We start from the raw sequence: 14,450 nt of genomic DNA, 5'->3' as shown, positions 1-14,450 counted from the left end.
AATTATCCACCGCTTCAAACGCGATGCCATCGGCCGCCTCATCGGCAAATACACCACCGACGGCAACACCGCCTACCAGTATGACAAAGCCGACAACCTTATCAAAGTCGGCTACAAAAAAGCCGGCCTGCCTGCTGAAGCTGAACCCGACCTCATCACCTTCAGCTACGATCTACTGGGTAATCTGCTAAGCGAAACCACTGCACAGGGTACCCTCAGCCACCAGTACGACCCACTGGGCAACCGCATCGCCACCACCCTGCCGGATGGGCGCACCCTCAACAACCTCTATTACGGCTCCGGCCACCTGCACCAGATAAACATCGATGGCCACATCATCAGCGACATCGAACGCGACAACCTGCACCGCGAAGTATTACGCACTCAGGGACGCCTGAACACCCAGTTCAAATACGACCGCAACAGCCGTCTGCAACACAAACAGATACGGCGCAATCAGAATCCCATCCTGCCTGATATCCTCATCGAACGCAGCTACCAGTACGACAACCTCGACCGATTAGTAAGCAAAAAACACAGCAAACACGGCCAGACCGATTACCGCTATGATCACACCGGCAGAATCGAAGGCTGCCGTAACCAGAGATACTGGGAAACCCTGCAATACGATGCCGCCGCCAACCTGCTGGACAGCAAATACAGAGAGGACTACAGCAACCACAACCTGATTCGCTGTAACCAGCTCCTGCATTTCAGAGGGCACCACTACCGCTATGATGAGCACGGCCGAACCCAGACCAAACAGACCATCGGTGCTACCCAGCACTACCACTACGACGCCGAGCACCGCCTGAGCGAAGTACGCATTGAACAAACAGGCCGCAGCCAGCGTTACGGCTATGTCTATGACGCCCTTGGCCGGCGTATCGAAAAGCATCAAATAGACCGCGAAGGCCAACCCTACAACCGTACCCGCTTCCTGTGGGACGGGTTAAGAATGATTCAGGAAACCGGCTCGAATCACCCTACCAGCCTGTATATCTATACCGACCAGAACAGCTATGAACCACTGGCGCGGATAGACACAGACGGCAACCAAGAACAACATATTCGCTACTTCCACACCGACCTGAATGGCTGCCCAGAAGAACTAACCGATGCAAACGGTAAAATACTTTGGGAATGTAGCTTTCAGTTATGGGGTAAACGGATTCATGAAATTGAGCACGAACCCATAGAGCAAAACCTCAGATATCAGGGACAATATTTAGACAGAGAAACAGGCTTACATTACAATACTTTCAGGTATTATGATCCAGATATAGGTAGATTTACCCAGCCTGACCCGATTGGGCTGCTGGGTGGGTTTAATCTGTATCAGTATGCGCCTAATGGGTTGACTTGGATTGATCCTTTAGGGTTAACTGACTTTACTCCTGAGAAGTTAACAAATGGGTCGGTCTTCCGCGGCATGCCTGAAACCAACCTATTCTCTCCTTCATTAAGAGACATAAACATGTTTGAAAAAACAGGAAAAATGCCTGGATTCTCAACTTTTTTAGATGGCGAAGGTATTAGAGGATTAATGAGAAATGGTAAACCCATGTTTGCACAAGTTGCAGAAATTAATATATCAAAACTTGGAGAAAATCTTATTGCAGTATTAGACTCACCAAAAGGCCATGTTAGCATCATGCCTTCAGATAGTTATTTAAAATCTAAAAACATGACAATGTTAGAAGCGCTTAAAAATTGGAATAAAGGTGGTGATGCACATGTATTAAGCAAAAATGTCAAAGGAGCTGTGAAATGTTAATTACTACAAATAAAAAGGAATTAGAAATATTATCACTACTATCCTCAAAAATTAATCATCTTGGAATAATATTACAATCAAAAATTTTTGAACATATTGGGTTAAATTGGTTATATAGTAACGTTAACACTAACGTTATAAAAAAATTGATTTGGCTAAGACTTGAATTGATAGATCAAAACATTCGACAGAATAGTAGCATCTTTGAAAATGATATAGTAAATATAAAAATAGAAGATGATATTATTTTTTTAACTTGTTCAGTTTATTCAAATTATGGCATAGATAATATTATTAACTATCATGATAAATTTGATGATTTTAATATGAATATTTTTGATGACATATTTCCAATGTTATCATCATGCATTAATGAACATATCAATTGCTATATCTAATTAAGTAATAGTATTATTTTAATAAAGCTGGGAAAATTATCGCTTATCAATCTTTATTCTGACAGCTAATAAAAGCATTTATAAAACGTAAATTACGTTTAAGTCTTTTGATTTTAAGAAAATAACCTTTTGGTTTTAGAATTTCTAAGATTCACAAGTTAATGAACCTTGCTCGAAAAGATGAGATTTAGCGCAAAATCGGCTGTAAAAAAACCGGACTCCCCCTAAAACCCGACCCGATATTATCGCTTTCAGCTACGAACCACTGGCGCGGATAGATAAAAGAGGTAATGACCCAGAAAGGGTAATGTACTTCCACACCGACCTGAACGGCTGCCCGGAAGAGTTAACCGATGCAAACGGCGAATTACTCTGGGAATGTAGCTTTCAGCTATGGGGAAAACGGATTCATGAAATCGAACACGAATCGGTAGAACAAAACCTCAGATATCAGGGACAATATTTAGACAGGGAAACCGGCTTACATTACAATACTTTCAGGTACTATGATCCGGATATAGGACGCTTTACCCAGCCGGACTCGATTGGGCTGCTGGGTGGTTTGAATCTGTACCAGTATGCGCCTAATGGGTTGACTTGGATTGATCCGTGGGGGTGGAGTTGTGGAAATTTTAAATGGGGCAACCCAAAAAGTAAACCAACCTATGGTCATACTTTTTCAGATCATGGACAAAAGGTAAAATCTAATCAATTAAAAGATCGTGCAAGAAGTAAAGGGCATCAAATAGGTCAATATGATGACGATAAATTAGCCGCTGAATTTATTGCTAATGTTGCTAAAAAAGGATCTGGTGTGCATGATGTACCGTTGCCCCAAAATATAAAGGGTCGGGGTTATTTGCCAGATGAGACAGAAATATTTCCTGATATGGCAAGGGTAGTTGTAAAACCCGATGGTTCGGTACGAACATCATTTCCATTTAATTCATCGTATCCAAATTAATAGGAATAAATATGCAAAAAAATAAAAGACTATGTGATGATCTTGGTTTACCGCTTGGTGATCGATTTACTCAGGATTGGGCTTATGAATTACCTAATGAATATAGAACGAAAGAATGGCTAAATAAATATATTTCTGCTTATTTACAAAATAAATACTCATCGGAAGAAAAAAAAGAATTAATGATTTTATCTCTTGATGTCATTAACGATTTATTGTCTTTTGGATTAAGTCCAAGTGATGAAATTATTACCAAGGCATTAAATATTCTTTTCGATAATTATAAAGAATATATAGATTTGATAAGCTACTGGTCATTAGATGGAGAACCAATAGAGGATTGTTTTGCATTGACACCTGAAATTAGGAAGTTGAAAAAAAGAATAGAATAGTTCAAATGTATATATATAGTTCCATTTGATAATTGTAAATATCCCACACTTAGTACAAAAATCATATAGAAAATTATGCTATATATTCCATATTATTTAACAGTGCCGGCCAGCTACTGACCTATACCGACCCTGCCGGCCACAGCACCCACTACCAGCGCGACCCGCGCGGACTGGTACACACCCGCATCGATGCGGCCGGACGCAAACTCGGCTTTAACTACGACGCCTATGGCCGCCTCAACACCCTCATCAACGAAAATGGCGAACACTACCAGTTTCAATACGATGCAGCCGACCGCCTGATCGAACAGACCGATCTGGACGGGCGTAAACAGAGATACAGCTACGATGCACTGGATAACGTCAGCGCCGTGCACTTTGCTGCCGGCAGTAGTGCTGAAATTATCCACCGCTTCAAACGCGATGCCATCGGCCGCCTCATCGGCAAATACACCACCGACGGCAACACCGCCTACCAGTATGACAAAGCCGACAACCTTATCAAAGTCGGCTACAAAAAAGCCGGTCTGCCTGCTGAAGCTGAACCCGACCTCATCACCTTCAGCTACGATCTACTGGGTAATCTGCTAAGCGAAACCACTGCACAGGGTACCCTCAGCCACCAGTACGACCCACTGGGCAACCGCATCGCCACCACCCTGCCGGATGGGCGCACCATCAACAACCTCTATTACGGCTCCGGCCACCTGCACCAGATTAACATCGACGGTCACATCATCAGCGACATCGAACGCGACAACCTGCACCGCGAAGTATTACGCACTCAGGGACGCCTGAACACCCAGTTCAAATACGACCGCAACAGCCGTCTGCAACGCAAACAGATACAGCGCAATCAGAACCCCATCCTGCCTGATATCCTGCTCGAACGCAGCTACCAGTACGACAACCTCGACCGATTGGTAAGCAAAAAACACAGCAAACACGGGCAGACCGATTACCGCTATGATCGCACCGGCAGAATCGAAGGCTGTCGCAACCAGAGATACTGGGAAACCCTGCAATACGATGCCGCAGCCAACCTGCTGGACAGCAAATACAGAGAAGACTACAGCAACCACAACCTGATTCGCTGTAACCAGCTCCTGCATTTCAGAGGGTACCACTACCGCTACGACGAGCACGGCAGAACTCAGACCAAACAGACCATCGGTGCTACCCAGCACTACCACTACGACGCCGAGCACCGCCTGAGCGAAGTACGCATTGAACAAACAGGCCGCAGCCAGCGTTACGGCTATGTCTATGACGCCCTTGGCCGGCGTATCGAAAAGCATCAGATAGACCGCGACGGCCAACCTTACAATCGTACCCGCTTTCTGTGGGACGGCTTAAGAATGATTCAGGAAACCGGCCCGAATCATCCCACCAGCCTGTATATCTATACCGATCAGAACAGCTATGAACCACTGGCGCGGATAGACACAGACGGCAACTATGAACAACATATCCGCTACTTCCACACCGATCTGAATGGAGCACCGGAAGAGCTAACCGATGCAAACGGTAAAATACTGTGGGAATGCAGCTTTCAGTTATGGGGTAAGCGAATTCATGAAATCGAACACGAACCCATAGAGCAAAACCTCAGATATCAGGGACAATATTTAGACAGAGAAACCGGCTTACATTACAATACTTTCAGGTATTATGATCCGGATATAGGACGCTTTACCCAGCCAGACCCGATTGGTTTAGCTGGCGGATTGAATCTATATCAGTATGCGCCTAATGGGTTGACTTGGGTGGATCCATGGGGGTGGAGTTGTGGATCTAGTGCTTATAAAGGCAAGCTTAATTCGGCTGCCTCTAAAATGAAGCCTATTCAACGAGGAACAAAAGAATGGAAATTGGCAATAAAAAATACACAGGCAGCCTTGTTAGCTGGTGATAAATTTCAGGTAAAAGTTAAATCAAGTACTGATGCTAAAGCTTTTTTAAAAGAAGCTCAAGGAAATATGAACCGTTATAAAGCGCATACTCAAAGTTCTAGACCTGATGGTGTGGCTAAATATCCTAAAGGATACGAACAACACATGAGTCCAGAAAGCGGTTTTGGTGATACTCCGCATATTAAATGGTATAACAATGGAACGGATGGTCATATTTTTTATGATATTCCAAATTAAATTATGAAAAATAATTATTCATTTAAACAATTAATTAATAAAGAAATTATTTCAGACTTTGAGAAAAATGATATTTTTCTGAGTATGCTAAATATTATACATACAGGAAATTTATTATTATATACAACCTCCTTTTCTGACTTAATTCCTTTTTTCACAAAGGAAAAATATTATATTGCACATAAATTAGTTTCTTATAAAGGAAAAAAAATAATAATAAAAGGAGAAATGTTTAAAGTCTCAAAAAGTGAGCTAATAAATTTTATTCAAAAATCAATAAATATTGGCGATATGCGAGAATTTCTAATTTCGCCGATTTTGACTAATAATAAAAAGGAAGTTCTATATTTAACAGAAGATTCATATTATTTATATGAGTCTTAGTTTTATTTAACTATGCATATTGGAAGTAAATACATCGCGACAACCTGCACCGCGAAGTATTACGCACCCAGGGACGCCTGAACACCCAGTTCAAATACGACCGCAACAGCCGTCTGCAACGCAAACAGATACAGCGCAATCAGAATCCCATCCTGCCTGATATCCTGATCGAACGCAGCTACCAGTACGACAACCTTGACCGACTGGTAAGCAAAAGACACAGCAAACACGGCCAGACCGATTACTACTATGATCGCACCGGCAGAATCGAAGGCTGCCGCAACCAGAGATATTGGGAAACTCTGCAATACGATGCGGCCGCCAACCTGCTGGACAGCAAATACAGAGAAGACTACAGCAACCACAACCTGATTCGCTGTAATCAGCTCCTGCATTTCAGAAGTCACCACTACCGCTACGACGAGCACGGCAGAACCCAGACCAAACAGACCATCGGCACAACCCAGCACTACCACTACGATGCTGAACACCGCCTGAGCGAAGTACGCATTGAACAGCTCAACAAAACCGAACGATACCGCTACCTCTATGACGCCCTTGGCAGACGCATCGAAAAACAAAAGTTAGACCGCGACGGCAAACCCTACAACCGTACCCGCTTCCTGTGGGACGGGTTAAGAATGATTCAGGAAACCGGCCCGAATCATCCTACCAGTCTGTATATCTATACAGACCAGAACAGCTACGAACCACTGGCACGGATAGACACAGACGGCAACCAAGAACAACATATCCGCTACTTCCACACCGACCTGAATGGCTGCCCGGAAGAGTTGACCGACGAAAACGGCGAATTACTGTGGGAATGCAGCTTTCAGCTATGGGGAAAACGGATTCATGAAATCGAACACGAATCAGTAGAGCAAAACCTCAGATATCAGGGACAATATTTAGACAGAGAAACCGGCTTACATTACAATACTTTCAGGTACTATGATCCGGATATAGGTAGATTTACCCAGCCAGACCCGATTGGGTTGCTGGGTGGGTTTAATCTGTATCAGTATGCGCCTAATGGGTTGACTTGGGTGGATCCGTGGGGGTGGGCTCCATGGAAAAGAGGTGGCTTTGATGATTGGTTTAACAATGCAACAGTCGATGAAATCAATCAGAATACTGAAGCTGTAAAAAAGGCATTAAGAAATGGTGGCGGTAAGCATGAGATGTTCCCTGTTAGTCAAGCTGCGAAGGCTAAATCTTTAGGCTTTACCGCTCAGGAATTAAAAGCAATGACCATACCAACAAAGGATATTTATTTTACAGATGTTGAAAATAAAAAAACTGGGGTTCTAATTCAAGGAGATCATCATAATAGCAGTGCTAGTAAATATTTTCATGATGATCTAATAAAAGAATTAAACGGAGCTACATCGAAAACAGAAGCAAGATCCATTATAGATAAAATGCATAACAAGCATATGAGATATAAATCTAAATGTTAATAAAATAGGAGTAGTTAGCATGAGTAAAGTTGATTTGAATAAAGTTACTATTCATCTATGGATAGGTAATAATTTTTTGTTAAATGAAGAATATCAACAGTATTTCCAAATGAAAGAAGACATACCTTTTGGATCAAAGATAGCATCATGCTCATTTTGTGCTGATATAGGCGAAATTTATTACGTAACAAATCGCATGATTATACCCGATAGATTTTCTACATCTCAGGATATCAATTTAATTATTGATAAAATAGAAGTAAATGAAAATGAAAAGAAAAAAATTTATGAACAATGTATTAAATTAGACATCACAACGGCTAATGCAGTATTTTGGCATATTAATAATAACCCGTCATTTGATATACAAATAGAAAAACCTTATAAAGAAAATTACAATGGACTTAAATATATAGGTGAATTTAATGCTGATACTAAATATCCATCATATGGATCTGAAGATCTTTCATCGGATCAATATCTATGGATAGGAACTAATTTTAAACCAGCTGAGGAATATAATAAATATTTTGAGCTGGTTTATGATCCTGAAGAGTTAGATATTCCTGATGATAAAATTTGTGGCTTTTGTAAAGATGTAGGCAATGATTGGTATGACGAAGATTTTATTGGTTATCCGAAACCATTGAAAAAAGAGATTGATGTAGGAGAACTAATTGATAAATTAATCTCTCCCGAATTAGATTGCAGACAAGATATTATAGAAAAATGTCATCAACTAGGCATAACTAAAGCCAATGCCTTAGTTTGGTATAAAGCAAGTGAAGTAGCGCTTAAAAAACCTTATAAAGAGGATTATAACGGACTTAAATATATAGGCGTATTTAAGTTTTAATATCAACATGCAGATAGTTGGTAAGCTTTACACTAATCTACCACACAAGCCTGAGTCTTATCGCTCAGGCTTTTTAATTGAATTAATCTTGCAAGCTATTTTAAGAATATAATTATTACAGCCGTCTGCAACACAAATAGATACAACGCAATCAGAATCCCATCCTGCCTGATATCCTCATCGAACGCAGCTACCACTACGACGCCGAACACCGCCTGAGTGAAGTACGCATCGAACAAACAGGCCGCAGCCAGCGTTACGGCTACGTCTACGATGCCCTTGGCCGGCGTATCGAAAAGCATCAGATAGACCGTGAAGGCAAACCCTACAACCGTACCCGCTTCCTGTGGGACGGGTTAAGAATGATTCAGGAAACCGGCCCGAATCACCCCACCAGCCTGTATATCTATACCGACCAGAACAGCTACGAACCACTGGCGCGAATAGATAAACGAGGTAATGAACCAGAAAGGGTAATGTACTTCCACACCGACCTGAACGGCTGTCCGGAAGAGCTTACAGATGCAAACGGTAAAATACTTTGGGAATGCAGCTTTCAGTTATGGGGAAAGCGGATTCATGAAATCGAACACGAACCCATAGAGCAAAACCTCAGATATCAGGGACAATATTTAGACAGAGAAACCGGCTTACATTACAATACTTTCAGGTATTATGATCCGGATATAGGACGCTTTACCCAGCCAGACCCGATTGGGCTGCTGGGTGGTTTGAATCTGTATCAGTATGCGCCTAATGGGTTGACTTGGATTGATCCGTGGGGATTAAGTGGTTGTAGTATAAAATCAGGTAAAAACTTTAAAGATCATTTTATTCGACATAAAGGCATTCTTGAAAGATATTTCGGCAAAAAATATCCAAAATGGAAGGTCGATGAAGGAGCTGAATTTTTAAAAGATATTGAAACTTTGCGAGATAGTGGAAAATTAATCCATGTAGGTCAAGGTACACTCAAAAAAGGTCAACCCTTAATGGAAATATATAGGGGGGAAGGTATGACATATGTTGCTAAAAAACTACCTGATGGTACAGAAGAATTTGTTACGCTGATTGAATCGGGCAAAGGTATGGATCTTGGTATTTTTTTCCCTTAATAGGAAGAACTAAATATGGAAAATTTCTTTAATGATTTAATACATAATACAGTAAGTGATGTAATGGTGAGTGGATATATTGATACTAAGTCTATTCCTATATTTCATCCAATGTATGAAAAAATATACATTTTTATACATGATGATATTTTTCAAATATATATTGAAGATGGAATCATTAAATACGATAAATTAAAAACTATAGATGAATGGTTTGAGCTTGATGAGGATGATACATTTTCTCTAATGTCCATATATTCTCAGTTATTCAAAACAGAACAAGATATATCAATAGAGTCAATTTGTTATAAAGGTATTCCATTTTCAGACATGATTATTAACTATTGGGATGGTGAAAATAAAAAGCATATATACCTAAGTCCTAATAACTTCTTTGGTTTTACTTTTTTATAATTGCTGAAAGTTAAGAAGAATATATATTTTCCACCATTCTCAGCCATCAAATATTTATTACTCTCTTGTTATAGAAAATAAAATATATTGATTTAGTTAAAGTTAGTATAACTGGAAAATTCTCTCTATTAACCCATAAAAGATCTTAACCTGAAAAAGATGACTGAACATCAAATCGTATCTATTTTAAAAGAAGTTGAAGCTGGTATTCCTATCAAAGAACTTTGTCGTAAAGAGGTAATGACTTAGAGAAGGTAATGTACTTCCACACCGATCTGAATGGCTGTCCGGAAGAGTTAACCGATGCAAACGGTAAAATACTGTGGGAATGTAGCTTTCAGTTATGGGGGAAACGGATTCATGAAATCGAACATGAATCAGTAGAGCAAAACCTCAGATATCAGGGACAATATTTAGACAGAGAAACCGGCTTACATTACAATACTTTCAGGTACTATGATCCGGATATAGGTAGATTTACTCAGCCAGACCCGATTGGGTTGCTGGGTGGCTTTAATCTGTATCAGTATGCGCCTAATGGGTTGACTTGGATTGATCCGTGGGGACTAAGCTGTGGATCCGATGCTAAAAAATTACGTGCAAATATGCGGTTTGCAGGTTATAGAGAGCCAAAATATAAAAATTCGGCTCATCATATTATTATGTCTAATACAAAAGATAAACTAATGAGTGAACTTAGAAATAAGATGAAATCATTAGGAATAGACATTAATTCAGCTGAAAATGGTGTTTACTTACCAACTTCCTCAAAAGTAAAAGCTAATGCAAAAACAGATGCAGTTGCTCATTCCAAAGTTCATACAAAGAAATATACAGAAAATGTATATAATAGGCTTAAAGATATAAACGATCCTGAAGCCTTTAAAAACGAGTTAAAAAAGATTGCTAGTGAGTTGTCAAACGGTACATTTCAATATGAATAAGGTGAATTAAACATGATTAATGAATTAAAAATTCTTAAGAAAAAATATGAAGAAATTATGCTATCTCCTGCAAAGATAGAGAGTGATTATTTTCAAAATGTTATGTCATGCTATGCATATAAAAAAATTTCTAAAGGTCCTAGCATCAATATCAAACCTTTTGATTTCCAGCAGGCAGGTTTCAAAAAAGGAAGAGAATTAAAAGCACTTCCCAAGGTAATTAAATATACTCACGTTTATTATTTCGATAGTGATAATAAAATTTTATTAACTGAAATCTATGGGCAAGCTGATAACATCATTAATAGAGAGTACTTCTTTTACCATGAAAACTGCATTGAATCAATTTATTTTGAAAGTGGTGATAAGCAAGTTAGAAATATTTCATTATTGATTAATAAAAAAGAGCATCCACTTTACTGGGTAAATTATGCTAAATATGGGCACTCTATTTGGGAATACATTTATAATGACAACGTTTTAGTTGAAATAGACGTGGAATGTAAAGAACATGACGATCCAGAAATTTCCTATTGGAAAGTAGATTTTGAGTATAAATCTGGTGAGCTAAGTAAGATAATTCGTAGACACCCTAACGGTTATGAAGAACAAGCATATCCATAAAAGAATCAAGTTTTAATTATGGATAAGCATATAATTCGAATTTTATAACCACAATACAATTAATCATCTCATTTGAAGGAGATAAGTTTTGATTGCTTTTTTTAATTTTCTAAATGATAAAAATATAAAATACAGTACAGAAAATAAAAATATTTATGTTAAGGGTAATTTAGATTTAAGATATAGTAATATCAAAGTATTGCCTGAAAATTTGTTTGTGGGAGGTGATTTAAATTTAGAATCCATAAAAATCGAAGCATTACCGGAAAATCTATCCGTGGCTGGTAATTTAATTTTAGCATACACAAAAATTTCGTCATTACCTAAAAACTTATCTGTTGGCGGAAGCTTAAATTTAAGAAATACGAAGATCAAAGTATTACCCGAGAATTTGTCTGTTGGTGGAAGTTTCAATTTAAGAAGTACAAAAATTGAAGTATTGCCAGAAAATTTATTAGTTAACGGTGATTTGGATTTAGCATATACAAAAATTGAAATATTGCCTAAAAATCTATCTGTTAATGGTAATTTATATTTAGAATATTCGAAAATTAAATTTCTACCAGAAAATTTGTCTGTTGGTGGGTATTTATGTTTGCAGTCTACCGAAATTAAAGAATTACCTGAAGATTTATCTCTGAATGGTAATTTAGATTTATCCTTTACACAAATCGAAAAACTACCAGAAAATTTTTTTGTTAAAGGTTTTTTAAACTTAGAATCTTCAAAAATTAAAACTTTACCTGAAAACTTTTCTGTTGGTGATATCTTAAATCTAAGCAACACAGATATCGAAGTATTACCTAAAAATATATCTGTTAATGGCAGTTTATATTTAGAATACTCAAAAGTTAAATTTTTACCTGAAAATTTTACTATTGGCGAAAGTTTAGAATTAGCAAATACAGAAATTGAAATATTACCTAAAAATTTATCTATCAGAGGTAATTTAAAATTAAAATCAAAAAAAATAAAAGAATTACCTGAAAATTTATTTGTTGGAGGAGAATTAGATTTAAGTAGTACAAAAATCGAAATATTGCCTGAAAGCTTAATAGTCAGGGGTAATTTGGATTTAAAATATAGTAATATTAAAACTTTACCTGAAAACTTTTCTGTTGGCGGTAACTTAAATTTAAGAAATACAAAAATTAAAACTTTGCCTAAAAATTTTTCTGTTGGCGGTAACTTGGATTTAAGAAACAGCCATATCAATATATTATCTGAAAACTTATATGTCGGCGGCGATTTGAACGGAGAATCGACAAAAATTAAAGCATTACCCAAAAATCTTATTGTCCACGGCGATTTATATTTAAGAGATACAGAAATTGAAGCTTTACCTGAAAATTTTTCTATTGATGGTAGTTTAGATTTAGGGTTTTCAAAAATAAAAAAATTGCCAGAAAACTTATATGTTGGTGGTTATTTAAATTTAAGAAATACAGAAATTGAAATATTACCTAAAAATTTATCTATTGGAGGTAATTTAAATTTAGAATCCACAAAAATAAAAGTATTGCCTGAAAACTTATCGGTTGGTGGTAAGTTGTATTTAGATATAGATAAAGTACAAAATATAGCTTATTCGCAAAAGTGCGAAGATAGCTCACAAACAATTTTTGCTTGTTGGGTTAATAATGGATTCGCTATTCAAATGAATGACTTTTTTGGCACATTTCAAGAATTTGAAAAAATGGTTGATAAGAAGTATTCAGGAGAAATTTCTATAGAATACAAAAAACTGGCAAGCACTTGTATAAAAGAGTTAACTGAAAAATTAAAAATACTGTAGTCTTTATTTAGTAAGGTTATTAAAAGAGCAAGCATATCTGAGAAGAATGCAAATAGAATTTAGACTATGAACCACTCGATAACGTCAGCGGCATCAACTTTGCCGCCGGCAGCAGTGCCGAAATCACCCACCGCTTTAAACGCGATGCCATCGGCCGCCTAATCGGCAAATACACCACCGACGGCACCACCGCCCGCCAGTACGACCCACTGGGCAACCGCATTGCCACCACCCTGCCGGATGGGCGCACCATCAACAACCTCTATTACGGCTCCGGCCACCTGCACCAGATAAACATCGACGGCCACATCATCAGCGACATCGAACGCGACAACCTGCACCGCGAAATATTACGCACCCAGGGACGCCTGAACACCCAGTTCAAATACGACCGCAACAGCCGGCTACAACGCAAACAGATACGGCGCAATCAGAATCCCATCCTGCCTGATATCCTCATCGAACGCAGCTACCAGTACGACAACCTCGACCGATTAGTAAGCAAAAGACACAGCAAACACGGCCAGACCGATTACCGCTATGATCACACCGGCAGAATCGAAGGCTGCCGTAACCAGAGATACTGGGAAACCCTGCAATACGATGCGGCCGCCAACCTGCTGGACAGCAAATACAGAGAAGACTACAGCAACTACAACCTGATTCGCTGTAATCAGCTCCTGCATTTCAGAAGTCACCACTACCGCTACGACGAGCACGGCAGAACCCAAATCAAACAGAGCATCGGCGCCACCCAGCACTACCACTACGACGCTGAACACCGCCTGAGCGAAGTACGCATCGAACAAACAGGCCGCAGCCAGCGTTATGGCTATGTCTACGATGCTCTTGGCCGGCGTATCGAAAAGCATCAGATAGACCGCGACGGCCAACCTTACAACCGTACCCGCTTCCTCTGGGACGGCTTAAGAATGATTCAGGAAACTGGCCCGAATCATCCTACCAGCCTGTATATCTATACCGACCAGAACAGCTACGAACCACTGGCACGTATAGACACAGACGGCAACCATGAACAACATATCCGCTACTTCCACACCGACCTGAACGGCTGTCCAGAAGAGCTAACCGATGCAAACGGTAAAATACTGTGGGAATGCAGCTTTCAGTTATGGGGTAAGCGAATTCATGAAATCGAACACGAACCCAT

General features: G+C 39.2%; 19 protein-coding genes. 14 read left to right on the top strand and 5 right to left on the bottom strand.

Annotated features, from left to right (window positions below; genetic code table 11):
- The 4 genes from BGI33_RS11245 to BGI33_RS11230 form a co-directional block, all read left to right on the top strand.
- The coding region (locus tag BGI33_RS11245; protein ID WP_144235430.1) for an RHS repeat domain-containing protein at window positions 1-1,777 on the top strand (1,777 nt) is incomplete at its 5' end.
- Window positions 1,771-2,175 (top strand): hypothetical protein, encoded by a 405-nt coding sequence (locus BGI33_RS11240; RefSeq protein ID WP_100091290.1) that lies wholly within the window; start codon window positions 1,771-1,773, stop codon window positions 2,173-2,175. The genes BGI33_RS11245 and BGI33_RS11240, both read left to right, overlap by 7 nt.
- A 307-nt stretch (window positions 2,176-2,482) precedes the next feature.
- A complete protein-coding gene (locus BGI33_RS11235; protein WP_100091289.1) occupies window positions 2,483-3,139 on the top strand; it encodes an RHS repeat domain-containing protein in 657 nt (218 codons plus the stop codon).
- A gap of 11 nt (window positions 3,140-3,150) precedes the next feature.
- On the top strand, window positions 3,151-3,531 hold the full coding sequence (locus BGI33_RS11230) for a hypothetical protein (RefSeq protein WP_100091288.1): 381 nt from the start codon (window positions 3,151-3,153) through the stop codon (window positions 3,529-3,531).
- A gap of 113 nt (window positions 3,532-3,644) precedes the next feature.
- On the opposite strand, the gene BGI33_RS14400 is transcribed toward BGI33_RS11230, so the two are convergent.
- A complete protein-coding gene (locus tag BGI33_RS14400; RefSeq protein WP_257380450.1) occupies window positions 3,645-3,803 on the bottom strand; it encodes a hypothetical protein in 159 nt (52 codons plus the stop codon).
- Between the two features lie 102 nt (window positions 3,804-3,905).
- Here BGI33_RS14400 and BGI33_RS11220 point away from each other — a divergent pair, with 102 nt between their 5' ends.
- Both BGI33_RS11220 and BGI33_RS11215 read left to right on the top strand, forming a co-directional pair.
- On the top strand, window positions 3,906-5,684 hold the full coding sequence (locus tag BGI33_RS11220) for an RHS repeat domain-containing protein (RefSeq protein ID WP_100091287.1): 1,779 nt from the start codon (window positions 3,906-3,908) through the stop codon (window positions 5,682-5,684).
- Window positions 5,685-5,687: 3 nt separating this feature from the next.
- Complete coding sequence (locus BGI33_RS11215; RefSeq protein ID WP_037474199.1) at window positions 5,688-6,068, top strand: hypothetical protein; 381 nt, start codon at window positions 5,688-5,690, stop codon at window positions 6,066-6,068.
- A 59-nt stretch (window positions 6,069-6,127) separates the two neighbouring features.
- Here BGI33_RS11215 and BGI33_RS13590 read toward each other — a convergent pair whose 3' ends face one another.
- The gene (locus BGI33_RS13590) at window positions 6,128-6,649 is read right to left on the bottom strand and encodes a hypothetical protein (RefSeq protein WP_218965196.1); all 522 of its coding nucleotides are present in this window, start codon (window positions 6,647-6,649) and stop codon (window positions 6,128-6,130) included.
- A 60-nt stretch (window positions 6,650-6,709) separates the two neighbouring features.
- Here BGI33_RS13590 and BGI33_RS13585 point away from each other — a divergent pair, with 60 nt between their 5' ends.
- Together BGI33_RS13585 and BGI33_RS11205 are read left to right on the top strand one after the other, a co-directional pair.
- On the top strand, window positions 6,710-7,531 hold the full coding sequence (locus tag BGI33_RS13585) for an RHS repeat domain-containing protein (protein WP_218965195.1): 822 nt from the start codon (window positions 6,710-6,712) through the stop codon (window positions 7,529-7,531).
- Window positions 7,532-7,550: 19 nt separating this feature from the next.
- The gene (locus tag BGI33_RS11205; protein ID WP_100091285.1) at window positions 7,551-8,387 is read left to right on the top strand and encodes an immunity 22 family protein; all 837 of its coding nucleotides are present in this window, start codon (window positions 7,551-7,553) and stop codon (window positions 8,385-8,387) included.
- Between the two features lie 95 nt (window positions 8,388-8,482).
- On the opposite strand, the gene BGI33_RS13295 is transcribed toward BGI33_RS11205, so the two are convergent.
- Window positions 8,483-8,689 (bottom strand): hypothetical protein, encoded by a 207-nt coding sequence (locus BGI33_RS13295; protein ID WP_180297097.1) that lies wholly within the window; start codon window positions 8,687-8,689, stop codon window positions 8,483-8,485.
- 60 nt (window positions 8,690-8,749) lie between these two features.
- On the opposite strand from BGI33_RS13295, the gene BGI33_RS14015 reads away from it, so the two are divergent.
- From BGI33_RS14015 to BGI33_RS11180, 5 genes are all read left to right on the top strand, one after another.
- Window positions 8,750-9,502, top strand: coding sequence for an RHS repeat domain-containing protein (locus tag BGI33_RS14015; protein WP_180297098.1), 753 nt, complete (start codon window positions 8,750-8,752; stop codon window positions 9,500-9,502).
- A 15-nt stretch (window positions 9,503-9,517) separates the two neighbouring features.
- Window positions 9,518-9,916, top strand: coding sequence for a hypothetical protein (locus BGI33_RS11195; RefSeq protein ID WP_100091283.1), 399 nt, complete (start codon window positions 9,518-9,520; stop codon window positions 9,914-9,916).
- Between the two features lie 257 nt (window positions 9,917-10,173).
- A complete protein-coding gene (locus BGI33_RS11190; protein ID WP_100091282.1) occupies window positions 10,174-10,860 on the top strand; it encodes an RHS repeat-associated core domain-containing protein in 687 nt (228 codons plus the stop codon).
- A gap of 12 nt (window positions 10,861-10,872) precedes the next feature.
- The gene (locus BGI33_RS11185) at window positions 10,873-11,484 is read left to right on the top strand and encodes a hypothetical protein (RefSeq protein WP_100091281.1); all 612 of its coding nucleotides are present in this window, start codon (window positions 10,873-10,875) and stop codon (window positions 11,482-11,484) included.
- Window positions 11,485-11,572: 88 nt separating this feature from the next.
- Window positions 11,573-13,279 (top strand): hypothetical protein, encoded by a 1,707-nt coding sequence (locus BGI33_RS11180; RefSeq protein ID WP_100091280.1) that lies wholly within the window; start codon window positions 11,573-11,575, stop codon window positions 13,277-13,279.
- A 158-nt stretch (window positions 13,280-13,437) separates the two neighbouring features.
- On the opposite strand, the gene BGI33_RS13900 is transcribed toward BGI33_RS11180, so the two are convergent.
- Both BGI33_RS13900 and BGI33_RS11170 read right to left on the bottom strand, forming a co-directional pair.
- Window positions 13,438-13,620, bottom strand: a complete 183-nt coding sequence (locus tag BGI33_RS13900; RefSeq protein WP_257379545.1) for a hypothetical protein — start codon at window positions 13,618-13,620, stop codon at window positions 13,438-13,440.
- A gap of 153 nt (window positions 13,621-13,773) precedes the next feature.
- Complete coding sequence (locus BGI33_RS11170) at window positions 13,774-14,172, bottom strand: hypothetical protein (protein ID WP_144235429.1); 399 nt, start codon at window positions 14,170-14,172, stop codon at window positions 13,774-13,776.
- 39 nt (window positions 14,173-14,211) lie between these two features.
- Here BGI33_RS11170 and BGI33_RS11165 point away from each other — a divergent pair.
- Window positions 14,212-14,450: RHS domain-containing protein (locus BGI33_RS11165; protein ID WP_180298983.1), on the top strand; the 239-nt coding region annotated here is incomplete at its 3' end.

The organism is Snodgrassella alvi, from assembly GCF_002777425.1.
GTDB classification, from domain to species: Bacteria; Pseudomonadota; Gammaproteobacteria; order Burkholderiales; family Neisseriaceae; genus Snodgrassella; species Snodgrassella alvi_B.
The sequence above is the reverse complement of the archived record's forward strand: the minus strand, read 5'-3'. Positions and strand labels throughout refer to the sequence as shown.